Annotated in this window: 26 protein-coding genes; 16 read left to right on the top strand and 10 right to left on the bottom strand. The window is 63.0% G+C overall.

The annotated features are described in order from the left end of the window. The first annotated feature begins 295 nt into the window (after nucleotides 1-295). Nucleotides 296-940: a hypothetical protein gene (locus tag ACTHNE_RS20375; RefSeq protein ID WP_324947490.1), complete on the top strand. Its 645-nt coding sequence runs from the start codon at nucleotides 296-298 to the stop codon at nucleotides 938-940. A gap of 23 nt (nucleotides 941-963) precedes the next feature. On the opposite strand, the gene ACTHNE_RS20370 is transcribed toward ACTHNE_RS20375, so the two are convergent. Further along, nucleotides 964-1452 carry a hypothetical protein gene (locus ACTHNE_RS20370; RefSeq protein WP_324947488.1) on the bottom strand — a complete coding sequence of 163 codons (489 nt, stop codon included), beginning with the start codon at nucleotides 1450-1452 and terminating at the stop codon, nucleotides 964-966. A gap of 35 nt (nucleotides 1453-1487) precedes the next feature. Further along, the gene (locus tag ACTHNE_RS20365; protein ID WP_324947486.1) at nucleotides 1488-1931 is read right to left on the bottom strand and encodes a hypothetical protein; all 444 of its coding nucleotides are present in this window, start codon (nucleotides 1929-1931) and stop codon (nucleotides 1488-1490) included. A gap of 158 nt (nucleotides 1932-2089) precedes the next feature. On the opposite strand from ACTHNE_RS20365, the gene ACTHNE_RS20360 reads away from it, so the two are divergent. Then, nucleotides 2090-2701 (top strand): GNAT family N-acetyltransferase, encoded by a 612-nt coding sequence (locus ACTHNE_RS20360; RefSeq protein ID WP_324947484.1) that lies wholly within the window; start codon nucleotides 2090-2092, stop codon nucleotides 2699-2701. 202 nt (nucleotides 2702-2903) lie between these two features. Here ACTHNE_RS20360 and ACTHNE_RS20355 read toward each other — a convergent pair whose 3' ends face one another. Together ACTHNE_RS20355 and ACTHNE_RS20350 are read right to left on the bottom strand one after the other, a co-directional pair. Further along, nucleotides 2904-3578 carry a hypothetical protein gene (locus ACTHNE_RS20355; protein ID WP_324947482.1) on the bottom strand — a complete coding sequence of 225 codons (675 nt, stop codon included), beginning with the start codon at nucleotides 3576-3578 and terminating at the stop codon, nucleotides 2904-2906. 21 nt (nucleotides 3579-3599) lie between these two features. Beyond that, nucleotides 3600-3848 (bottom strand): hypothetical protein, encoded by a 249-nt coding sequence (locus ACTHNE_RS20350; RefSeq protein ID WP_324947480.1) that lies wholly within the window; start codon nucleotides 3846-3848, stop codon nucleotides 3600-3602. Between the two features lie 140 nt (nucleotides 3849-3988). Here ACTHNE_RS20350 and sctU point away from each other — a divergent pair, with 140 nt between their 5' ends. Then, nucleotides 3989-5062, top strand: a complete 1074-nt coding sequence (gene sctU, locus ACTHNE_RS20345) for a type III secretion system export apparatus subunit SctU (protein ID WP_324947478.1) — start codon at nucleotides 3989-3991, stop codon at nucleotides 5060-5062. 166 nt (nucleotides 5063-5228) lie between these two features. Here the strand turns inward: sctU and sctT are convergent, their stop codons facing one another. The 6 genes from sctT to ACTHNE_RS20315 are packed head-to-tail and all read right to left on the bottom strand — an operon-like array spanning nucleotide 5229 to nucleotide 9658. Beyond that, entirely contained in the window at nucleotides 5229-6020 is a 792-nt protein-coding gene (gene sctT, locus ACTHNE_RS20340) for a type III secretion system export apparatus subunit SctT (RefSeq protein ID WP_324947477.1), read from the bottom strand. Next, a complete protein-coding gene (sctS, locus tag ACTHNE_RS20335; RefSeq protein WP_324947475.1) occupies nucleotides 6020-6286 on the bottom strand; it encodes a type III secretion system export apparatus subunit SctS in 267 nt (88 codons plus the stop codon). Before sctS ends, sctT begins: the two co-directional genes overlap by 1 nt. Nucleotides 6287-6295: 9 nt before the next feature. Beyond that, nucleotides 6296-6961: a type III secretion system export apparatus subunit SctR gene (gene sctR / locus ACTHNE_RS20330; RefSeq protein ID WP_324947473.1), complete on the bottom strand. Its 666-nt coding sequence runs from the start codon at nucleotides 6959-6961 to the stop codon at nucleotides 6296-6298. Beyond that, on the bottom strand, nucleotides 6948-7931 hold the full coding sequence (locus tag ACTHNE_RS20325; RefSeq protein WP_324947471.1) for a FliM/FliN family flagellar motor switch protein: 984 nt from the start codon (nucleotides 7929-7931) through the stop codon (nucleotides 6948-6950). Before ACTHNE_RS20325 ends, sctR begins: the two co-directional genes overlap by 14 nt. Nucleotides 7932-7955: 24 nt before the next feature. Then, nucleotides 7956-8552, bottom strand: coding sequence for a response regulator transcription factor (locus tag ACTHNE_RS20320; RefSeq protein WP_324947468.1), 597 nt, complete (start codon nucleotides 8550-8552; stop codon nucleotides 7956-7958). Further along, nucleotides 8549-9658 (bottom strand): sensor histidine kinase, encoded by a 1110-nt coding sequence (locus tag ACTHNE_RS20315; protein ID WP_324947466.1) that lies wholly within the window; start codon nucleotides 9656-9658, stop codon nucleotides 8549-8551. Before ACTHNE_RS20315 ends, ACTHNE_RS20320 begins: the two co-directional genes overlap by 4 nt. 196 nt (nucleotides 9659-9854) lie before the next feature. Between ACTHNE_RS20315 and ACTHNE_RS20310 the strand changes: the two genes are divergently transcribed. From ACTHNE_RS20310 to ACTHNE_RS20250, 13 genes are all read left to right on the top strand, one after another. Then, entirely contained in the window at nucleotides 9855-10193 is a 339-nt protein-coding gene (locus ACTHNE_RS20310; RefSeq protein WP_324947464.1) for a FliO/MopB family protein, read from the top strand. A gap of 343 nt (nucleotides 10194-10536) precedes the next feature. Beyond that, nucleotides 10537-12651, top strand: a complete 2115-nt coding sequence (sctV, locus tag ACTHNE_RS20305; RefSeq protein WP_324947462.1) for a type III secretion system export apparatus subunit SctV — start codon at nucleotides 10537-10539, stop codon at nucleotides 12649-12651. A 32-nt stretch (nucleotides 12652-12683) separates the two neighbouring features. Continuing rightward, complete coding sequence (gene sctC, locus ACTHNE_RS20300; RefSeq protein WP_440270169.1) at nucleotides 12684-14678, top strand: type III secretion system outer membrane ring subunit SctC; 1995 nt, start codon at nucleotides 12684-12686, stop codon at nucleotides 14676-14678. 19 nt (nucleotides 14679-14697) lie between these two features. Continuing rightward, nucleotides 14698-15993 (top strand): type III secretion system inner membrane ring subunit SctD, encoded by a 1296-nt coding sequence (gene sctD / locus ACTHNE_RS20295; protein WP_324947458.1) that lies wholly within the window; start codon nucleotides 14698-14700, stop codon nucleotides 15991-15993. A gap of 64 nt (nucleotides 15994-16057) precedes the next feature. Continuing rightward, a complete protein-coding gene (locus ACTHNE_RS20290) occupies nucleotides 16058-16435 on the top strand; it encodes a hypothetical protein (protein WP_324947456.1) in 378 nt (125 codons plus the stop codon). A gap of 249 nt (nucleotides 16436-16684) precedes the next feature. Beyond that, complete coding sequence (locus ACTHNE_RS20285) at nucleotides 16685-17089, top strand: hypothetical protein (protein ID WP_324947454.1); 405 nt, start codon at nucleotides 16685-16687, stop codon at nucleotides 17087-17089. A gap of 9 nt (nucleotides 17090-17098) precedes the next feature. Beyond that, nucleotides 17099-17875 carry a type III secretion system inner membrane ring lipoprotein SctJ gene (gene sctJ, locus ACTHNE_RS20280; protein WP_440270168.1) on the top strand — a complete coding sequence of 259 codons (777 nt, stop codon included), beginning with the start codon at nucleotides 17099-17101 and terminating at the stop codon, nucleotides 17873-17875. Then, nucleotides 17865-18545: a hypothetical protein gene (locus ACTHNE_RS20275; protein WP_440270167.1), complete on the top strand. Its 681-nt coding sequence runs from the start codon at nucleotides 17865-17867 to the stop codon at nucleotides 18543-18545. Before sctJ ends, ACTHNE_RS20275 begins: the two co-directional genes overlap by 11 nt. Then, on the top strand, nucleotides 18542-19183 hold the full coding sequence (locus ACTHNE_RS20270) for a FliH/SctL family protein (protein ID WP_324947448.1): 642 nt from the start codon (nucleotides 18542-18544) through the stop codon (nucleotides 19181-19183). Before ACTHNE_RS20275 ends, ACTHNE_RS20270 begins: the two co-directional genes overlap by 4 nt. Next, nucleotides 19161-20501, top strand: coding sequence for a FliI/YscN family ATPase (locus tag ACTHNE_RS20265; protein ID WP_324947446.1), 1341 nt, complete (start codon nucleotides 19161-19163; stop codon nucleotides 20499-20501). Before ACTHNE_RS20270 ends, ACTHNE_RS20265 begins: the two co-directional genes overlap by 23 nt. Further along, nucleotides 20498-20986, top strand: a complete 489-nt coding sequence (locus ACTHNE_RS20260; protein ID WP_324947444.1) for a hypothetical protein — start codon at nucleotides 20498-20500, stop codon at nucleotides 20984-20986. The genes ACTHNE_RS20265 and ACTHNE_RS20260 overlap by 4 nt, the downstream gene beginning before the upstream one ends. Before the next feature lie 168 nt (nucleotides 20987-21154). Further along, nucleotides 21155-21925 carry a type III secretion HpaP family protein gene (locus ACTHNE_RS20255; protein ID WP_324947442.1) on the top strand — a complete coding sequence of 257 codons (771 nt, stop codon included), beginning with the start codon at nucleotides 21155-21157 and terminating at the stop codon, nucleotides 21923-21925. Between the two features lie 10 nt (nucleotides 21926-21935). Next, nucleotides 21936-22523 (top strand): hypothetical protein (locus ACTHNE_RS20250; RefSeq protein ID WP_440270166.1); only part of this gene is annotated, 588 nt, incomplete at its 3' end.

The raw sequence follows: 22523 nt of genomic DNA, 5'->3' as shown, positions 1-22523 counted from the left end.
AGCGTGAATGCGGACAATCCCGGCCAAACCACCCAATTGAGCGCGAAGGCGCAGGAATTCGCGCAGTTCATGGATGCCGTCAACAACGTCATCAAGACCATGGGCGAAGCGCTGGATTCCATGGCTCGCAAGCAGTAATCGATGGCAGAAAAACCAGGGGCCGGGATACCTCACGGTGTCCCGGCCTTCTTTTGTTGGATTCGCAGCGAAACTTCCGTCGCCCCGGCGAACGCCGGGGCCCAGCGACTTTGAGGCCTTCATGCTCACATGCTTCCCGCGCTGCTTTGCATTCTCGATGGCCATCGCACTGATGTTGCCCTCATTGCATGCGCAGGCCGCAACCATCGGCGCCAGCAATGTCGATGGCGTCTGCCTTGCGAAAACCTTCAAGACCGGCGTGGGCGGCATGCGCCTGCCGGTCTGGCGTCCTTATCTTTTACTGAAGGATGGCAGTGCGTATGCAAACCCGAAGCTCGCGCCCGACATCATCGATCCGGTCGCATCGCGTCAAAGCGAAGCCGATCGCTGGGGAAGCTGGACACAGCAGGGCAACAACAAGACGCTCAACATCCCCGGCCACAACCCGATGCCGAGCGCGCAATGCGTGCCGCCCGCCGCTGCGGGCATGCCGCTACAGGGCAGCTTCAAGCATGTGGGCGGCGGCGGCACTATCGCCGGCGGTGGGCAAGCCTCTTTCATGCGCAGCGATAACTATCGCTTCTACCCCGACGGCCACTTCATCGCTGGAAGCAGCAGCGGACTGGTAGCGCCCGGCGCATCCACCGTTTCGAATGCTGACCGCGCCGGACATTATCGCGTACACGATTATTCGATCGACCTGCGCTACGACGACGGCAGCGAAGCGCAGCTGTTTTTCTACGCCGATGGCGAGAAGCTGCTGCATATCGGTGATGAGGATTACGTGCCAACGGCTGATTGAGCGTTGGATGAGGCTACCGGAGCCTATTGGTAATAGAAGTCGTTCCCCAGCACCTTCTTGTAAAACTTGAACGCTCTTCCGGGAGACGCGCTGCCGCTGGTACGCCAGGCGACCAGCGTGCCGGGCGAAGGATCGGTATAGCGCACCGACTTGGCGATCTCGATGGCCTTGTTGATGAATTCGGCGTATGTTCCCGACCGGGAATCTTTCGGATCATTGGCGATATTCAGGGCATCCTGAATATTCGCGCGAATCATGGCACTGTATTTCGGATAGGTTTCAAAGCCGGCGAATTGCCCGTGTGCCCGGACGATGCCGGCAATATCGGTAGCACCGCGCGCCAGGAATGGTCCAGGATTTTTCAGGCGGTTGCGCAAAATCACGTCCATTAATTGCATGGCTTCGGTGGCGGCGGCGAAAGTGTAATCACGCGCCGCCGGACCACGGCATTCCGCCAACAAAACACGCGTTTCCACGCCGGCGTTGCTTGACTCGTCTGGCAAAGCAATCATCTTCAGTTCCGTCTGTCGTGTGATGGTGGAGGGCGTTATTCAAGTTCTGAGGGCTTGATGTCCACGCTGAGCCCTTCCTTGCTGCATTTGTCTTTTTGATCCTCGACCCATTGCCGGGTGACGAGATAATCACTGCCATGGATGTCGGCGTCGGTGGCGACGACGTCTTTGTTCAGGTCGAGCAGGCGTCTGGACCGCTCTAGCGCGGTTACGCCGTCTTCCCACAAGATGATCCGGTGACCGGCCGGCCAGATAACCCAGGCGAACAACGCGCCGCCGCTGTCCTTTTCGCCGAGGATGCAGGCCTTAGTCTCAGCATGAACATGCTGGGTGCGCAGATAATCGATCAACACCGGGCGGTAACTGGAAAAAAACTTGTCTTCGGAAATCTTGAAAGTTTCCAGATGACCTTGGCAGCTTGCAATGGCTGGCACAAAAACCAGCAGCGTCAAAGCTAATGAAAAAAACGCACGCCGCATCACATCTCCCTGTTCAAAATCCCTGGCGGCGAGAGTGTCGCATACATGACTCGGGCAATGGAATTGCGGCCGTGGTGCCTAGGGAAATTCCCAGCTAGGCAATATCGTTGGTTCGAGGCGTAATGGCCCCATCGAGCAAGCCAGGGGGAAGCAGGGTCATGGCGCCGGAACCATACCAACCAGAAATCCCGTTGGCGCTCGAGCAAGCGCACCACGCCAGCCCTCGCGCGGCACGCAACGCATTACCGCAATCGCGGCGCATGCGTCTGTGCGAGCTGAGCTACGACGATATCCCCCTGCTCAGCAGCCTGTTCGCCCAGACCGGCATGCATCCGCTGCTGATGGAAAGCCCCACGCGCTTTATCGACGTCGCCGCCATCGTGGCGTGCGCGCAGCGGCTTTATGCCCATGCGCGCGGCCTGGGCGCATGGCGCGCGAATACGCTGGATGGCGCATTCATCGGCCTTTTTTCGCTGTTGCCGATTGCGGGAAGCGCGGAAGTGGAGCTTCACGTGCGGCTGAAGCCCGAAACCCGGGGCCGCTGGTATGCGATCGAGGGCACGCATCTGCTGTGCCGGCAGGCGTTCGACAACGTGGGCCTGCCGCGCTTGTTCGGCTACTGCCATCCGGATCAGCGGCGCGTGCAGCGGATCATGCTGCATTTTGGTTTTCGCCATCTGGGATTGTGCGAGCATCGCGGCCAGATGGCGCACCGCTATGTGCTGGATGCAGCGACGTGGCGGGAACGTAAGCCGGCTGCGGCGCATTGAATGGCGATTACTAAATTCTTGCCGTGACGTACTCCCTCCCCTGCGCAGTAGGGGAGGGCTGGGGTGGGGTTGCATGGGCTTGCCGCACACACGACTTTATCGCGAGGTTGCCTTACCCCACCCCGACCCTCCCCTACTACGCAGGGGAGGGAGCTGACTGCGCAAGCAACAAACTCTACGCGCTCAACGTCGCTTATAAAAATCAAAGCTGATGCACGATCCATCCCGCCGGCATGGGCGCAGTCGGCGCAGTACCGCGAATGACCGCCTGCACGATGTCCTCCGGCGTGCTGTCCGCTTGCTGCCAACGCTGCGCAAGCCGGCCGAGAATATCGCGCGTATCGCAGGTGTATGTGCCTTCCAGTTCGGTGCCGACTTCGGCGCTCAGCTTGCTGGCGTAGAACGCGCGCAGCTGCGGATTGAGTTCGAACAGCGCCAGCAGCTTGCGCATGGCGTCGGCGTACAACGCCTGGTCCAGCATCGGGCGCTGGGTCTGCTGGCAATACCACACGGTGAGATATTCGATCGGCCCAAGCAGGCGGCGGCGATTCATCGAGCCGGCGGGAGAGGGCGCATCGTCGGCGGCGCTGCGAAAGGAACTGCCCCATCCGCTCAAGGGGCCGGAAGGAAGATCCATCCGTTGCGCCGCGGCGGCGAGCAGGTCGGCCACGCATTGTTTCGCGACCGCGTCTTCGCTCTCCGCAACAATCAACAGCATCTTCAGGAAAACCGGATACGCCTCGTCGCCCAACTGCCGCACCACGCGTTTGGCCAACGCAAGCCGCAACTCAACCGAGGGTTCGCGCTGCAGCGCCGCCACCAGGCGGCGGGTGGTTTCCAGCAAGGGTTCGGCCAGTGTTTGCAACTCGACGCTCATGCGCGCGGTCGGCGGCCAGCCTCAGCCGAGCGGCGCAAGAATATGGTTGACCAGCTGATCAAGTCGCGTCGCGGCGGGCGCATCGAGGCCGATATGCACGCTCAGCATGCGGTCGGCCGCGCTGGCGCCGGCCCACACGTCCAGTCCCAGCAACTGATTGCCGGCGGCCGCATGCAGCTGCGCCGAAACGCTCAGGCCGTCTGCCGTCTGGATCGCAGTCGCCTCCGCCCCGGCAGGCGGCAAGCGTGATGAAAGCTCGGTAACGTTCATGGCGCTTGGCTTCGGTTGCGTGTATGCGACAAGTCTAGGCCTGCGGCCGCCGCACGAAAGCTGGGGGATTCCCTAGGTGGCCGCCCAGGACGGCCGGGCGCACACTGCCGTGGCATGTAACGGCGTCGACCAGGTGAGGCATGGCGGGGCAGAACAAGGACAGCGGCGATCGCACCGAAAAACCCACCGCCAAACGCTTGCGCGACGCGCGCAAGGACGGCGACGTTTCCAAAAGCCGCGAGCTGACCAGCACCACCCTGGTGCTGGCCTGGCTATTGATGGTGATGACGGGCCTGCCCTTGATCCGTGCGCGCTTGAGCGGCCTGTTCGACACGGTCATCCACGGCCTGGACCGGCCTTTCGATCAGGCGCTGCACGATATCGGCTGGGCGACCTGCGCGGCGTTCCTGTGGCTCACGGTGCCGCTGCTGCTGGGTGCAGCGGTGATCGGTGTGCTGGTGGAATTCCTGCAGGTAGGCCCGGTATTTGCGCCGAAAAAAATCAAGCCGGACGCCAGCCGGCTCAATCCGGTCGAAGGTCTCAAGCGCCTTTTTTCGCAGGAAAACGTGGTGGAGGTGATCAAGGCGCTGGTCAAGAGCAGCCTCTTGATCGGCCTGTTCGCCTGGGTGCTGTTCGCTTTCATCGGGCAGTTCGTGCAATTGCCGTATGTGCCGGCCGAAGGCACGGGCGAGGCGCTGTGGATCGCCGTGAAGCGTTTCGCAATCGGCGTGATCTTCGTGTTCTTTTTCGTCTCGGCGCTGGACGTGTTCTACCAGCGCTACGCCTTCAACAAGAAGATGAAAATGAGCCGGCGCGAGATCAAGCAGGAGCTCAAGGAAAACGAAGGCGACCCGATGATCAAGTCCCGCCGCCGCCAGCTGCATCAGGAATGGTCGCAGCAAAACACCTTGGCCAGCGTACGCAAGGCCAGCGTGGTGGTGACCAATCCCACGCATCTGGCGATCGCGATCCGTTACGAGCAGGGCGAAGACGATCTGCCGGTGATCGTGGCCAAGGGCGAAGATCACGAAGCGGCGTTGATTCGCCAGGCGGCGGAAGAGGCCGGTGTGCCGATCATGCGCAACGTCACCTTGGCGCGCGGCTTATACGAAAAGGTGGAAGTGGACGAATACCTGCCGGGCGATTTCTTCGAAGCGGTGGCGGAGTTGTTGCGTTGGGCGGAATCGATACGGGAATCGCGGGATGGTAAATAGCCTCATCTACCGCGCTAATGCGCGATGCGCTCCCTCCCCTGCGGAGTAGGGGAGGGCTGGGGTGGGGTAGTACGAGCTTGCGGCATTGTTTGAATTCCGCGCGAGATTGCTTCACGCACCCTAATCCTCCCCTACTACACGTAGGGGAGGGGACCAGGCCGCGCTGCTACAAAATACGCTTGAGCACGACCAACAACCCCCGGTTCTCATACAACTTGCGCATCACCACCTCGATCATCGCCCCCAGCGCCAGCAGCAACACCCAGCTCGACAGCCACGACTTGATCGGCATCGCCAGCGAGAACACGTTCAGTTGCTGCGCATAACGGTTGACCAGGCCCAGCGCGAGGTCTACCAGCGACATCACCACCAAGGCTGGCGCCGAGAACACCAGCACCGCCGTCATCAGATAATTGAACTGTCCGACGAAGAATTCCATGCCGCCGGCGCGCAGCGGCGGCAGCATGCTTGCGACGGGCCAGATCGCATAGCTGGACATCAGCAGATCCAGGAACACCATGAAGGCGCCGCTGACCATGAACAGCCAGGTCGCCACCTGCATCAGGAACACGCCGGTGATCGTGGTCTGCTGGCCGGCGATCGGGTCCATGTCCATCGACATCGACGAACCCGCCTTCGTATCGATCACGCTGCCGGCGGCGCCCAGCGCCCAGAACACGGTGCCGAAGCAGAAGCCGATCAAGAGGCCAACGAAGATTTCCTTGCCGAGCACCAGCACCCAGGTGGCGCCGGTCATGATGGTGGTGCTGGGGCTGGCTGCTGCCGCCAGCGGATAGACCAGTATCGCCAGGCTCACATAGAAGCTGTTGCGCACCAGGGACGGCACGGTCTCGGCGGTCATCAACGGCAGCACCAGGAACGCGGCGACGATGCGCGGCAAGGTCAACGCAATACCGTTGAGCTGGTTGCCGAGATAATCGACCGAAAAAGCCACCATCAGCGCAGCATGCCGGGAAAGTCGGTGAACAAGCGGTCGGCGAACTTGAACAGAGTACCGCCGAGCATCGCCGCGGTCGCGAACAAGGCCAGTACCACCACCACGAATTTCACCGCATAGGGCAAGGTCTGTTCCTGGATCTGCGTGGCAGCTTGCAGAAACGCGACGATCAGGCCGGCGATCGCCGCGGCAAGGATGGGCGGCGCCGACAAGGCCAGCACCAGCCACAAGGCTTCGCGCGCAAGCTGGATTTCCTGATCGTACATGCGCCGCCCCTATTGATAGGTGAGCACGAGGCCGTGGATCAACTTGGCCCAGCCGCTGAGCAGCACGAACAGCAGCAGCTTGAACGGCAGCGATACCATCGTGGGCGAGAGCATGATCATGCCCATCGCCAACAAAATGTTGGATACCACCAGGTCGATCACCAGGAACGGCAGGAACAGCAGGAAGCCGATCTGGAACGCCTGCGTCAGCTCGCTCACCGTGAACGCGGGCATGATCACGATGTAATCATTGGCGGTCAGTTCCTGCTGCCGGTCCGGCGGCAACAGCCGCTTTGCGCTCTGCATGAAGAAATCGCGCTCGGCCGAATGGCTGTGCTTGATCAGGAACTGCCGCAGCGGCTCCTTGCCCGATTGCACCATCACGCCCAGCTTGTCCATGGTCATCGGTCCCGCCGGCTGCGCGCTCATCTGCGTCTGCACGCTGTGGTAGGTATCCATGATCACCGGATTCATCACGTACACCGACAGGATGATCGCCAAGCCGTTGAGCACTACGTTCGGCGGCACCTGTTGCAGGCCAAGCGCATTGCGCAGCAGGCTCAGCACCACCACGATCTTGGTGAACGAGGTCACCATCACCGCCACAAACGGTGCCAGCGCCAGGGCGACGACAACCGTGATGATCAGGGCAGGCGAGAAGCTACTGAAATCCACGCGCAGCGTCCTTCTGTGGAATGTCACGATCCGTCACGCGCACGCCCAGCCATTCGCCTACCGCCACCAGCACGCCTGCGCCAAGGCGGCGTTCGCCGAGCAGGATCTCGACGGCATGGCCGATGAGCGCGCTGTCGTAATTGAGCACGTTGCCTGGCTGCAGTTGATGTACCTGCTCAGGACTTAAATTGAGTTGCGCGAGGCGGAACTGCAGGCGCGATGCATCGCTGGCGGTCGAGAGCAGCGGTCTTGCGGCAATCGTCCATTGTCCCTGCCGCCGCTGCACCATCCAGCCAGCGGGAAGGCCGAAGATGCAGCGCTGGGTGTCCTCCTCGGGCTTGAGTTGCGCATCGCATTGCGCGCCTTCGCTGACCAGCAGGACATCGCCGGTAGCAAGCGCGCCAATGGTCGCCGGATCGAGCGCGCGTCCTTGCAGCACCAGGTCGAACGTCAACGCGGTGGCGTCGCCCAGCATCGACAAGATCGACGGGTCACGTTTCCAATCGGCGCATGCGGCCAACAGCCGGGCCGTCACGGCATCAAGACCCAGCCAGCCTTGCAGCGATTGGCCGTCCTCGCCTTGCCAGTCGAGCCTGAGCCATAGTGATTCGGTTTCTGTGCCTGAAGCAAGAAAACGTGTCGCGACAAAACCACCACCGAACACGCAGCCAAGCGCTTCGAGCATCGGCTCGTGCGCCAGCGACCAGGCGAGCAGGCGCGCGTCGCCAGCGTAATCTTGCCAGCGCGCGTCACCGAGCGGGTTGACGATCTGCTCGCGCTCGATGGCGGCCAGCAAGCGTCCCTGCGCACTTTCCATGCACACGCATGTCAGCGCCGCGGCCTGGCGCTGGCCGACCCCGGCGCGCAACTGCAGCGTGCCTTGCTGCAGCACGTTGCCGCGCGCCAGCAGCGCACGCGCGGCTTCGTTCAAGCTGTCGCGCGCATCGCCAGGCAGTGGGCCGCGATCCATGGTGAGAGCCGTATCGCGCAGCATTCAGCTCTGGCCCAGCACCACGCGGGTCAGCTCCACCACGTTGTGGGCGCCCAGCTTGGCCATCAAATTGGAGCGATGCAGCTCGACCGTCTTCGGGCTGATGTTCAGTTCGTCGGCAATCACCTTGTTGAGCTTGCCGCTCATGATGCCGTCCAGCACCTGCCGTTCGCGGCGGGTGAGACGGGCGAGGGCGGTACATGCGGTCTGCGGCGCGTGATTGGCCAGCGCAGTCTGGATGGCGTCGATCAGCAGCGGAGCGTCGAACGGTTTTTCGATGAAATTGGCCGCGCCATGGCGCATCGCATCCACCGCCAATGGCACATCGCCGTGACCGGTGACGAAGATCAACGGCAGCGCCATGCCGCGATGCGACAGCTCGCCCTGCAGTTCCAGGCCGCTCATGCCGGGCATGCGGATATCGCTGACGATGCAGCTACGCGCCGGCGGCGTTTCGCGCGCCAGGTCTTTCAGCAAGGTCAACGCACTTGGGAAGTCACGCACCTGGAAGTTGGCCTGCTCCAGAATCCAGATGCAGGATTGCCTGAACTCCTGATGGTCATCGACCAGGTAGACGCGCGTGTCCAGCGCCGCAGTCATTGCATCAGGCCTCGCGGCACGGTGAACACCAAGGCGGCGCCTTGTCCGTTTTCCGGATTCGGTTCGGCGAACAGGCGGCCTTCGTGGTATTCGATGATCGAGCGGCAGATCGCCAGGCCAATGCCGAGCCCATCCGGCTTGGTGGTGTACATCGGCGTAAACAGCTGCTGCATGCCGCTTTCGTCGATGCCGCAGCCCTGGTCGATGACGCGGATTTCCACCATCCCGTCGTAATCCACGCGCGCCGTTAGCTGGATGCGCCGGCGCGCAGGGGGTGTTTCGCGCATCGCTTCGATGGCGTTCTTGATCAGGTTCAGCAGCACCTGCTCGATCATCACGCGATCGGCGAAGATCGGCGGCAGGTCGTGCGCAATTGTGCTGACGATCAGCACCTGGTACTGCTCAGCTTCCAGGCGCAGCAGTTCGATCACGTCCTGGATCAGCGCGCGCGCATCCAGGTTCTGCCGATGCGGTTCGCGGCTGCGCACGAATTCGCGGATGCTGCCGATGATCTGTGCCGCGCGCTCGGTCTGGCGCTTGGCCAGGTGGATGCCCTGGCGCAGGCGGCTGTCTTGTGCCTCGGCGCTGACGAGCTGCTCGCAGCCGGCGAGATAGTTGATGGCCGCGGACAGCGGCTGGTTGAGTTCATGCGCCAGCGTGGTGGCCATTTCGCCCACGCTCATCATGCGCGAGGTGGAAAGCAGTTGTTCATGCTGTTCGCGGTGCCGGCGCAGCACTTCGATGCATTCGCTCATATTGATCAGGAACAACGCGTCGGCGCGGCCGTCAAGTACCAATTCGCGGCTTTCCATGCGATACCAGCGGCGGGTGTCCGGCGCGTAATAGATGCGCGCGCCGCCCTGTGCGCCGGCTGGTTCGAATGTATGTTCAAATGCCGCGCGTGAGGTGATCGACGCGCGCTTGGGAAACTCCGCGCGGAATGCGGCATTGTATGTCAGCGTGGTGTCAGGCTCGTGCTGGAATACGATGCACGGCCACGGCAGCGCGTCGATCAACGCATAGGCCTGTCCTTCCATGTCGGGCGTACTTGCTGCGCGGCCATCCTTGCTGCGGTCCTCTTTGCGTTCGATTCGCGCCACAGACATAGTCACCTATCCATGAATAACTTGATGATCGTCCGGCCGCGCCGGAGTGACAGTAGCTATTTGACGATGCGGCATCCGCGGGGACGGATGCTTGGTACCTGGGTGACACTTCGATGAAGCTATTCCAACAGCCTGCGATGATATGTTTCACCTGGATGAATCATCGCGCTGTCTTTATCGGGAGCCGGATAATGCCATGAAGAAATTACTATGCAACGTGCTGTTCGCCCTATTTCTGCCAAGTGCCGCGTTCGCTGCGGATACATCAGAGCACGACGCCTCGCTCCTCGGTCTGCTGGTGCCGTTGATTGCGGTCACCGCGGCGATGCTCGCAATGCTGTGGTGGATCAAGCGCGGCAAGGCCTCCACAGGCAGTGGTCCGCTCAAGCTGATCCAGGCGGTGGCGGTAGGTACGCGCGAACGCGTCGTGGTGCTCGATGCGCAAGGACGCAGGCTTGTGCTGGGCGTAACGCCGAGCAAAATCGAACTCCTGGCTGAATTGCATGCAACCGATACATCAGCAACAACGCCATGAAATTTTCGTGATGATTTTTTTCGAGTGCGACCAAACGGACGCGTAGCCTGCGATGCAATAGCCAATTCGAACAAGTTTCGATCGATACTTTTTTGCATTGGTATGACCGGACAAAAAACCTAGGGTCGCCCCTAGGTTTCGATTTGCATAAACGCTGGTAGGTTCGCCAACACCGATTGCCGACAGGGGGCGTCGGCCATGCGTTTGGATCGCTAGAGCGTTGGCAGCGGCAAGAAGAAAGGACTCGAGTGGCGAGCGCCGCTCGGTTTGCGTTTTTTCGCTTGCCGGAGCTTCATGTGTTGGCCATCGATGTTTCGCTTCGCACGCATGCCCACGCGCCGCCATGGCGAGGGCGGCGTTTGCGCAGCGCGCGCAGGGATGCACGCTGATGGCGCTGGAATCGATTCTTTCGCGGCTTGGCTCAAGTATGGGCGGGTCGCGCAGCTATAGCGACCTGGTGCTGGTCGCCGGCGTGGTAGCGATCATCGGCCTGATGATCCTGCCGCTGCCGATGGTCGGCATCGACGCGCTGGTCGCCTTGAACATGCTCATCGGCGTGGGCCTGCTGCTGGTCGCCATCTATATTCCCGCGCCGGTGGCGTTTTCCAGCTTCCCCAGCGTGCTGCTGCTGACCACGCTGTTCCGCCTGGCGCTGTCGATCGCGATCACCCGCTCGATCCTGCTCAACGCCGATGGCGGGCGGATCATCGATACCTTCGGCAACATGGTGGTGGGCGGCAACCTGATTGTCGGCCTGGTGGTGTTCCTGATCATCACGGTGGTGCAGTTCATCGTGGTCGCCAAGGGCGCCGAACGCGTGGCCGAAGTGGCCGCGCGCTTCTCGCTCGATGCGATGCCCGGCAAGCAGCTGTCGATCGATTCGGATTTGCGCTCGGGCCTGCTCGAAAAAGACGAGGCGCGCCGGCGCCGGCGCCTGCTGGAAGTGGAAAGCCAGCTGCATGGATCGCTCGATGGCGCAATGAAGTTCGTCAAGGGGGATGCGATCGCCGGCATGGTGATCATCATCATCAACCTGCTCGGCGGTCTGGGCGTGGGCGTGCTGATGCACGGCATGAGCCTGGACGATGCCATGCATACGTATAGCGTGCTCACCATCGGCGATGGCCTGGTGGCGCAGATTCCCGCCTTGCTCGCCTCGATTTCCGCCGGCCTGATCGTCACGCGCACCGCCGGTGACGAAGAGGATCGCAATCTCGGCGCGGTGATCGCCCGGCAGATCTCCAGCGAACCGCGCGTGATGATGATCATCGGCTGCATCGCGCTGGGCATGATGCTGGTGCCGGGTTTTCCTGCGCTGGTGTTTCTGCCGATCGGCATCGTGCTGGTCGGCGTGGCGTCATGGCGCATGCGCGAGCGCGTCGGCATGCTGCGCAAGCTGTTCAAGGTGCCGGAAAGCCAGGCCGAACTGCTGCCGCCGGACGTGGCCGATACCGACGCCTTGATGCCGCCGCCGGCCTTGCTGCTGGAAGTGAACATGTCGGCGTTGCAGGCGCTGGGCAGCACGCAGGTGCGCAACCTGTTCCGGCAGGTGGTCGGCAGCTTGCGCGAGGAATATGGCGTGCCGTTGCCCAAGCCTGCGCTGCGCGCCGGCTTGAACCTGCCCGAGCACGGCTACGCGCTGTATGCCTATGGCGTGCGCATCGGCTATGGCGTGTTGAAATCCGAAGCGCTGTTCCTGCCCGGCCGCGTGGCACTGCCGGCGCAGAAACAGGGCGACGGCGTGCTGGTAAAGGAAGAGGGTGTTACCGGTTTTCCGGGCCGCTGGGTGGCGCGTGACAGCAAGCATGGCGCACTCGCGCTGGAACCGCCGCAGATGTTGCGCGCGCATATCCGGCTTGCACTGGAGCGGTACTTGTCGCTGTTCGTCGGCATCCAGGAAACTTCCAACCTTTCCAATGGCCTCAGCCGCGACTATCCCGACCTGGTGCGCGAAATGCTGCGCGTGGTGTCGCCGCAGCGCGTCGCTGACGTGCTCAAGCGGCTGGTGGAGGAACGCGTGCCGATCCGCCAGTTGCGCGATGTGTTCGAGGCCATCACCGACGCCGCCAGCCGCGAGAAGGACATCGTGCTGGTGGCCGAGTATGTGCGCATGTCGCTGCGCCGCCATATCAGCTATCGCTACGCCGACGACGATCACGTCCTGCGCGTATTGGTTGCGCGCCCCGAACTGGAAGAGCGTCTGCGCCGTTCGGTGCACAACGGTCCAGCCGGTGCGCAACTGGCGGTGGAGCCGGATCTTGCCGCGCGGCTGCTCGCGCAGATCGGCGACTACGCCGGCGGTGAACACGGCGCCTCGCTGGTGATGCTCAGCTCCACCGACGTGCGCCGGCATCTGCGCAAGCTGACGGAGGCCGAATACGCCGACATACCCGTGCTTTCTTATCAGGAACTGGTACCCGACCTGCGTCTGGTGCCGGTTGGACAACTAGTGGCTTGAAGCTGCGGATTTCCTTGGAGTGGAAAACATTCATGACGCGACAAATCAGGGGCGGGTGGAATGCGGGATGCGGCCGGCGTATCGGCGGTTGGCTGTTGCTTGCGAGTTTGATGCTCGGCGCGACGACAGCGCTGGCATCGCCGATTCCTTTCAAGAAGGGCGTGGTCGAAATCCACGCCGATAAGACCTTGCACGAATTCCTGCCGGATTTCTTTCACGACCAGGGATTGGAAGTGGTCATGAGCCCGCAGGTCGCGGCGCGCTCAGGCACGCTCAACGGCGATTTCAAAGGCAGCTATGCGCAGGTGTGGCGCAAGGTCGCCGACAGCAACGGCTTGTTCGCTTATTGGGACGGTTCGGCCGTCTATGTCTATCTCAACACCGAACGCCAGACCGATTACACCAGCGTGCCGCTGCCGGCGGAGCAGCAGTTCCTGGCCGCCATGGCCAGCGTGAACTGGGCCGATGCCGCCAGCGGCGACATCTGGCGGCTGGAGCCGAGCACGGGATTGGTGACGATCACCGGCAGCAAGCGCTTTGTCGACCAGGTGAAGCAGATGGCGCAGACCATTTCCGGTCTTGGCCAGAACCCGACCATGCGCTTCAAGTTCTATCCGCTGAAGTACGCATGGGCGTCGGACAACACCATCACCATCGGCAATCGCCAAGTGCTCGTCCCGGGTGTGGCGACGGTGTTGCGCGAGCTGGTCGGCAGTGGCGGTGCCGATGCCTTCGGCGGCGCGCGCGAACGCTTGATCTCGGCACGCCAACCCGGCCTGCGCGGGCAAGGGCTGGCCGGCATGGGCCAGCAGCCGCCACCGCCGCTGGGCGATTACACGGTGCCGGCGCAGAACAACGACGAAGACCCCAGCACTACCTCGGGTACGCCATCGCAGCCGACCACGCTGCGCGCCATCAGCGGGCAGGGCGATAGCCGCATCGTCGCGGACAGTTTCCGCAACGCGATCATCGTGCGCGATACCGCCGACCGCCTGCCGATGTACGACGACCTGATCCGGCAACTGGACGTGGCGCCGCAAATGGTGGAGATCGAAGCCACCATCATCGACGTGGACAAGCAGAAGGCGCGCTCGCTGGGCGTCAACTGGTTCTACCGCAACCACGGCATCACCGCGGGCTTCACCAGCAACGGCCCCAATGGCGTGCCGAGCGCGGATGGTGCGGGCGGAATGAAAAGCGCCCTGGCCCTCGCCTTGCTGGGCGGCAAAGATGGGCAGGCGCTGTCTTCGTTGGCCAGTCTGTTCGGCGGCGGCGGGCAGATCGGCGCCATCCTCGGTGATCCGGGTCATTTCATCGCCAACGTGGACGCACTGGAGGCCGATGGCGTCACGCACGTGGTGACGCATCCGCAAGTGATCACCATGAACGATACCGAGGCGGTGATCCAGAGCAACCAGACCGTCTACGTGCCGGTGTCGGGTGCCTACAACTCCGATTTGTACAACGTGGTGGCGGGCACCACGCTGCGCGTGACGCCGCACCTGGTTTCCGAGAACGGAGGCCTGCAGATCCGCATGATGGTGCAGATCGACGACGGCAACATCAGCTATTCGAAGGCCGATGCGCAGAACGTGCAGTATCCGATCGTCAGCAACAACGCGGTCAATACGCAGGCGGTGATCAAGGACGGGCAGGGCCTGCTGGTGGGCGGCCTGATCCAGGATACGGGCACCAACAATACGCAAAAGATTCCGGTGCTCGGCGACATTCCGCTGATCGGCTATCTGTTCAAGACCGTGCAAAAACAGCGCGAGCATACCGAACGCCTGTTCCTGATCACGCCACGCCTGATCGCGCTCAACCACGTCACCGGCCAGGAAACGCCGAGCTCCTCGAATGTGACGATCGAATCGCAGCAGCAGATCGACGCCCAGGATGCGAAGAAGACCGGCATCTGGCATTTCGACAATCCACCGCCGGCGTCGCAGCCGCAACCGTCCCCTTCACCGATTCCGCCGCAGCCGCCGGTAACCACGACCACCACGGTCGCGCCACGCATTCGTTGATGGAGTTCCTCGCACAGCCATGAGCAGCCAAGTCGCCCATCGAACACCCAGCGTGGAACGCGCCTCGCCACGCGTGCAGTTGCGCTTGCGCGTGTTCAGCGGCGTGCACGCCGGTGCAGAATTCCGCTTGCCCGAGCGCGGCATCCTGATGATCGGGCAGGCGGACGACTGTGACCTGATCCTGGGCGATGCCGATATCCGCGATCACCACTGCGTGCTCACGGTGGTGGGCGACCAGGTGCTGCTGCGCGCACTGCAAGGCGAGGTGGAGGCGCAAGGCGCGCATGTCGTGGAAGGCGAAAACATCACGCTCGAGCATTTCGCAATGGTACGGCTTGGCAAGGTGCAGTTCGCGGTCGGTCCGCACTGGAGCGAACGCTGGCTGAGCCTGGGCGATGCAGCCGGGCAGGGCGCTGCCACCGTCGCCGACAAGCAGCTGATCAACCGGCGTCGCGGCGTGCTGGCGATCGCCTGCCTGCTGTTGGCCTTCGCCATATTCGTGCTGATGGCCAGCTGGAAAGTGAGCCATCCTTCGCCGGTGCAGCCGCGTAGCGCCGAAGAGCAGTTGAAGACGGCGCGCGAGATCCTGCATCAGATGTCGTTGATGCACGTCGCCGCCAGCGTCGATGGCGGCCATCAACTGGTGGTGCATGGCGTGGTAGGCAATGCCGCGCAACTGCCCGAATTGAAGCAGAAGCTTTCCCAAGCCGGCTTGACCTCCGAATTGGCGGTGCGCGATTGGCCGAGCGTCGCCAAGCAGGTGAAGGACATCTTCGGCATGCACGGCTACACGGTGGAGACGCGCTTGCTGGACCAGGGCCTGATCGAAGTCGATGGCCATTTCGGCGACCCGGATAACGCCGAGCACGTGAAAAAGGACGTGCTCGGGTCCACCGACATGCAAAACCTCAACAGCGACGTTGGCCTCAACCTGGCGCTGCGCAATTTCGACGAGCGCAAGCCGGAGGCGCCCAAGCTCGATCAAGGCAAGCTGATCCAGCACGTCAGCAGCGGCGAGGACAGCTACGTAGTGACGCGCGACCAGTCGCGCTATTACCCGGGCAGCGCGCTGCCGCAGGGCGGCATCTTCGTGGGCGTCACCAGCGACGACAACATTTTGGTGCGCATGCCCGACAACACCTATATGCAACTGAACAAGGTCGACCAATACACCACGCCGCATCCGCTGGGCGACATGGATTCGGTCGACATGGCGCGCCTGCTGCCGGCCGCGGCAGGCAACGGCACGCCTGCGCCACCGGTCGCCAAAGCAGAACCGCCCGCAAACGGCAAATCCATTTCGAAACAGCCATGACATGCCGTTTCGATATCACGGAGCCCGCCCACCAGTGAGCCCCATCACCAGGCAGGAGACGACAATGAGCAGCAACCCGATCAATGCAAGCAACAACAGCCAGTTCCTCAATACCGTCATCGCCAACGGCGCGGCCTCGGCCGGCCAGACCGTCAGCACGGATCAATCGAAAAGCTGGTTCGAAGCCCTGGCCAAGGCCTGGGGCAGTGCGCTCGACCAGCAGGCCAACAAGGTCACCACCTTGTCCGACCAGGTGAGCGCCGGCTCCAACGCGAACGTCAACGGCCAAACCGGCAGCGCCAACACCGGCTCGGACAATCCGTCGGTGCTGACCCAGCTCACGGCGGAGAGCCTGAAGATGCAGTTCCTGTCGACCAGTGCGTCTTCATCGACCAATGCGGTGGGCCAGGCGTTGAATACCTTGGGTCAGAAGCAGGGCTGATGGTTGGAGGGTTTATGTCTGCGCATAGGCTCACCATTCCTCTCGTCATTCCGGCGAACGCCGGAATCCAGTGAAGATGATGTGCGCAGCACACGACATAAAAGGGTTTTGTGTGCTTCGCACGGCCTATTCAAACTGGATTCCGGCGTGCGCCGGAATGACGATACGCGCTGAACCAGTGCGCGTTAGCAGGTACAGGCCCCTGTGCAGTCATGAATTCAAAACGACTTCAGCCATAAGGAGATCCCCATGAACGTGCTCCCCACTCAAATGGTCAACGTCGCCGATTTCGCCGCGACGCAAACCTCCGCAACCGCGCCCGCGCACGTGGATGACATCGCGAAATTCCGCCAGACCTTCGCCGATGCCGCGCCGTCCGGCGTGAATCAAACCGAGCAGGTGGCGCCGGTGCCGCAGGAGCTTTCCGCCGGCATCAAGGCGGTGCTGAACCAGTTCGATTCGCTCAACGTGCACGCCACGCAGCTTGGGCAGCTGGCCGACTCCATGCGTGCCAGCGGCCGCGACCTGGCGCCGAGTCAGATCATCGACATGACCATGCGCTGCCAGGAAATGGTGTTCCAGGCGGAATTGACCTCCAACGTCGCCAACCGCAGTTCCGACGGCGTGCAGCAGTTGTTCCGTCAACAGTCTTGAGGTAACGCCATGACGATCGGCAAAGTCTGGCGCGTGGCGGCCCTGATGCTTGCATTGGGGCTGCTTGCCGGCTGTTCGCGTGAAGTGCTGTACAACAAGCTCGACGAGCAACAAGCAAACGAAGTGGTCGCCGCGCTGTTGAACAACGGCATCGATGCGGACAAGCGCGCCGGCGAGCGCGGCGAAGGCTGGCAGGTGGTGCTGGATCGCCGCGACATGCCGGCCGCGGTGGCCATACTGCGCGACGAAGGCTTGCCGCACCAGAGCATCGACAGCATCAGCCAGATCTTCAAGAAGGACGGCTTCGTCTCCTCGCCGCAGGAAGACAAGCAGCGTTTCATCTACGCGCGCGAACAGCAACTGGGCCATACCTTGCGTCAGTTCGATGGCGTGGTCGACGCTTATGTGTACCTGTCGATTCCGGATAAGAGCCCGATCGACGACAAGCCGCCGAGCGGTTCGGCCTCGGTGGTGGTGATCACGCGCCCGAACGCGGGCATCGAAGGGCGTGCACCGGATATCAAGGCGGCCGTGATGAACGGCACCGACGGCCTGACCGATCCCAGCCGCGTCACCGTGCAATTTTTCCAGCGCGCACCGGCCGAAGTGCCGGCCGCTGCAACCACTGCCGGCTTCCCGCGCCGAGACCTGACCTCGCTGGCGATGATGGGCTTCGCGGTGCTGGTGTTGCTGCTCGCCTGCGTGCTGCTGTGGCGCAACCGCGGCGCCTTGTTGGGCGGACGTCCGCGCACCCTGGTTCGTTCGAGCATGCCGCATGAACGTTGAGGCGCACCTGCGTCAGCAGCATGCACGCGCACTGCTCGATGCGGTGCATCCGCTGCGCTGCGGCGATCTTCCCGAGCCGCTGCTGCAACGGGCGCGGCACTCTGCGTTGGGTCGTCGACACCTGGCGCGCGCCGCCGTGCGCAACGCGCCGGAAGTGTTCGCACCGGATCACGAACGATGGCAACCATGGCTGGACGACGAGCCATGGCTGCAATGGCCGCAAGTTCGCGTGCACACGTTCACGCAGATGCTGGGCGCGATCGCACTCGGCCCGGCGTTGCGCATGATCGTGGAGCGAAACACCGTGCTGTTCGTGCGCGGCGTGCTGGGCGTCGACAATTGGCGGCGTGCGCAGGGCATGAATCCCTGGCCCGGTGCGGCGCCTGACGTCATCCGCCAGATGGGCGATGCCGTGCTGCAACGTTGTGGCCGGGATACGCAGGCGTTGAGCGACGCCGTGTACGAGCGCGGCAAGATCGAATTTCTCGGCCACGCCGAACGCAGGCACGCCAGTCTTGCAGCGCGCCTCGCGCTTGCCTATGCGCAAGCGCCAACCCGCGCAAAGGGTGAATGCTGGCTTCCCGCGGCGGCCGTGCCGGCGCTGCTGGTCGAGCAGCAGACCCTGGATGCCGAAGCTTCGCTTGCGATCGCCGAAGGAACATTGCAATGAGCGCATGGGTGGCCGACCGCGAACGTTTTCAACTGTACGTCACCGCCGGCGTGATTCCGGCCGAAGCGTGGACGCCACTCGAAGAAGCGCAGCGCATCGTCGAGCAGGCCAATGCCTTGCTGCGCCGGGCCGAAGCCGAGCGCGAACAGATCTTTGCGCAAGCCAGGCACGAAGGACTGGTCGAAGGACGCGAAGCTGGCCTGCGCGAGTGCGCCGAGGCCCTGCAGGCGCTGGTCGATGCACGCGCTGCGGCCACCGCCGAATTGCGCAAGCGCGCCGGCGATATCGCCATTGGCGTGGTCAAGCACATCGCACCGGCGATCGGCGCCGAACGGCTGGTTGCGTCACTGGTGGCCGAAGCCATGCAAAAGCTGGTGTTCGAACCACACTTGCTGGTGCGCATTCATCCAGACGTCGTGGCGCAGGCGCGCAGCGAAGTGGCTGCATTGGGCGCAGCCGCTGCGCCGGATATCGAAATCATCGGCGATCCGAACCTGGATCGTTTCGACTGCATCATCGAATCGGCCGGCGGCATCGTGCGTGCGGGTTTCGATGAACAGCTCGAGCAGGCGAGAGTGATTCTTGCCGCCGCCGAGAAGACTGCCGGAGGACGCCGTGAGCGTACGGACCTCGGATAACCTGCTGTCTGCGGACGGTGACGATCCGCTGCTGCGCGCGCTGAGCCGGCGCGACACCTTGCAGCACGTCGGCCGTGTCGCGGAAGCCTACGGCACCCTGGTGCGCGCCACCGGCGTGCGCGCCGCGATCGGCGAACTGTGCCTGCTGGAACAAGGCGACACCGGCTTCAGCATGCCGGCCGAAGTGGTCGGCGTATCGCAGCAGCAAACCTTGCTTACGCCGCTCGGCCCGCTGGAAGGCATTTCCACCGCCACCATCGTGACCGCCACCGGCAAGCAGGCGACGGCGCCCGCCGGGCAGAGTTTGTTGGGCCGCGTGATCGACGCGCATGGCGATCCGCTGGATGGGCTTGGCCCGCTGGTCAACGTCGAGCGGGTGCCGCTGTATGCCGATTCGCCCAATCCGTTTACGCGACAGGCGATCGATGAGCCATTGCCCACCGGCGTGCGCGCAATCGATGCGGCACTGACGATCGGCCGCGGCCAGCGCACCGGTATCTTCGCGGTGGCCGGCGGCGGCAAGAGCACCTTGCTCGGCATGCTGGCGCGCAATGCGCAGTCGGATGTCAACGTGATCGTGCTGGTGGGTGAGCGCGGTCGCGAGGTGGGCGAGTTCCTGCATGACAGCCTGGGCGAAGAAGGTTTGAAACGCAGCGTGCTGGTGGTGGCCACTTCCGATCGTCCGGCGCTGGAACGCAGCCGCGTGGCGTGGCTAGGCACGGCGATTGCCGAGTACTTCCGCGGCACCGGCATGAACGTCTTGCTGATGATGGATTCGGTTACCCGTTTCGCACGCGCGCTGCGCGACGTCGGCCTCGCCATGGGCGAGCCGCCGGCGCGGCGCGGCTTTACGCCCTCGGTGTTTTCCGCCTTGCCGCGCCTGTTCGAGCGCGCAGGCACCAACGACAAGGGATCGATCACGGCGTTCTACACCGTGCTGATGGAAGACGAAGACGGCAGCGACCCGATCGCCGAAGAAGTTCGATCGATCCTCGACGGGCACATCTATCTTTCGCGCAAGTTGGCGCAGGCCAGCCATTATCCAGCGATCGACCTGCTCGCCAGCGCCAGCCGCCTGATGCCGCGCGTGACGCCGCCAACCCATCAACGTGCCGCCGGTGCGCTGCGGCGGTATCTGGCCAAGTACCGCGAGATCGAAATGCTGCTGCAGCTGGGCGAATACAAACCCGGCGGTGACGCCGATGCGGACACAGCCATCGCGCGCATCGACGCGATCAACCAGTTGCTGCGGCAGGACACCCACGAGCACGCCGACTTCACCGCGACGCGTAACCGGCTGCTGGGAGTGTGCGCATGAACGCCCGCAAATTTCCGCTGGAACCGTTGTGCACGGTCAGAGGCATCCGCCTGCGCAAGCTTGAGTCGGAGCTGAAAGCTTGCCGCGAGCGGTGGCAGGCAGCTGAAAACCTGCGCGTCGAGGCGTTGCAGCAGTGGCAACAGTCGGCGCAACAGCGGCAGGAATTTGCCGATGCATCGTGGAAGGAACTGTTCGAGCAGGGAACACCGACGGCCGAGGCGATGCGCCGGCACGAGCACCACCTGGCGTGGCTGGACCAGCTCATTGTGCAGCGGCACGACGAGCTGGAACGCCGTTCGCGCGAATGCGCCGAAGCCGAAGCCGCGCTGGATGTGGCTGCGACCGCGTGGCGAAGCGCGCACAGCAAGGTGGATGCGCTGGGTGAATTGAAACAGGAATGGTTGCAGCAGTCGCGGAGCCAGCAGGCCTTGCGTGAAGAACACAATCTGGAGGAGTTGATGTTGCGAAGGACAACGTTGCGCTGAGTGCGTACTCCCTCCCCTGCATGGCAGGGGAGGGCCGGGGTGGGGTTGCGTGCGCTTGCGACAAGCCTTGGATTTAACGCAAGTCTGGCTTCACCCACCCAACCCTCCCCTACTGCACGTAGGGGAGGGAGCTGAATACGGTAAATCCATGCAGAGGTTGCTATGCATATGCCATCTTCAACGCCACCGTCACCCACTTCGCATGCGTTGACCCATCGGCATGGTGCGCGCGAAGCCCATGCAAAGCAGGCGCTCAACGGCGAGCACGAAAACGTGCAGCGCTTCCGCGCATTGATGGATGGCAAGCAGCGATCGTCGGAAGACGCCGCGCAACATGCCGCGGATGAGCAAAGCGCGGTCGACATCGACGTGGACAGCGGTGCAAACACCCAAGATGCCGACGCCAACGAACTTCCACCCGACCAGGAACAGGCCTTGCGCGATCTGCTGCAGCGCCAGTTGAGCGAGGGCAGGGCACAATCACCGGTGTTGGCATCGCGGGATCAGGACAGTTCCAGCGACAGCCAACAGGATGATCATCGCGGCGACGGCCAGGCTGGCGCGAACATCGGCCTGCAAGCCTTGCACATGGCGCAGCAGTCGATCGTGCAAGACGCCCAGCAACCGGCGCCCAGCCATGCCGCGATGGCGCCGGCGCTGGCCGAGCTGATCGAGCGCCACGTAAAGCAGCTGCTGGTGCCCGATGCGACCAGCCGCAGCGCGGCGCAGGCGCGCGAGATCATGATCACGCTCAAGGACGGCCTGCTGCCCGGCACGGAACTATGGCTGAGCCGTACCAGCAACGGCTGGAAGCTGCGCGCCGATACGCGTTCGAGCACGGCCTATCGCAGCCTGTTGGAAGGTGCGCCGCAACTGATCGAACGTTTTGCACAGAGCCAGCTCGGTACGCTGGAAATCAGCCCCACCTTGCTTGCCTGATGGTGTAGCCATGCCCCACTCGTTCCTGCAAGCGATCGTCAGCGGCAACCCATTGGACCTGCCAGGCCTAGGGCCGAAAGACAAGGGTTTGACCATCCTGTTTCCGCTCTCCATGGGCGGCACGGTGAACGATCTGGCGAATGCGCTGAACGTTCCGGTGCATTCGATTCTTGCCGCGAACCCAGGGCTGCGCGCAGACAGCCCGCTTGGCGTCAGCCAGGTGGTCGATCTGCCGGAAGGCCATCTGGAGCAGATCATGCGCAACGTAAGCGTCAACGGCGATCATGCTTACGTTTCACCGCCGTCGGCATCGGCGCCGCCGGAGTCGACTACCGCACCGGAGCATTACGGCGTGAGTGCTGCGAACGATGGCGTGAATGCCATAGAACCTGCGCTCCGCTCGGTCATCGCCACGTTCGATACACTCAATCGCGTGGAGCAGAATCTGCTGTTTCCAGCGCCGAGCGAACCGAAAGCGGATCGCTGGAACATAAGCATCAATCCGGTCATTGACGCACCCAACGCCAGCCAGTCGCTCGATATGCCGATGCCGGTTGTCTCTGTGTCGCAGCCTTCACCCGTGCCCGTATCGAACCAG

Source organism: Dyella sp., assembly GCF_051954575.1.
GTDB lineage: Bacteria > Pseudomonadota > Gammaproteobacteria > Xanthomonadales > Rhodanobacteraceae > Dyella_B.
This window is presented reverse-complemented; position numbering and strand designations above follow the sequence as displayed.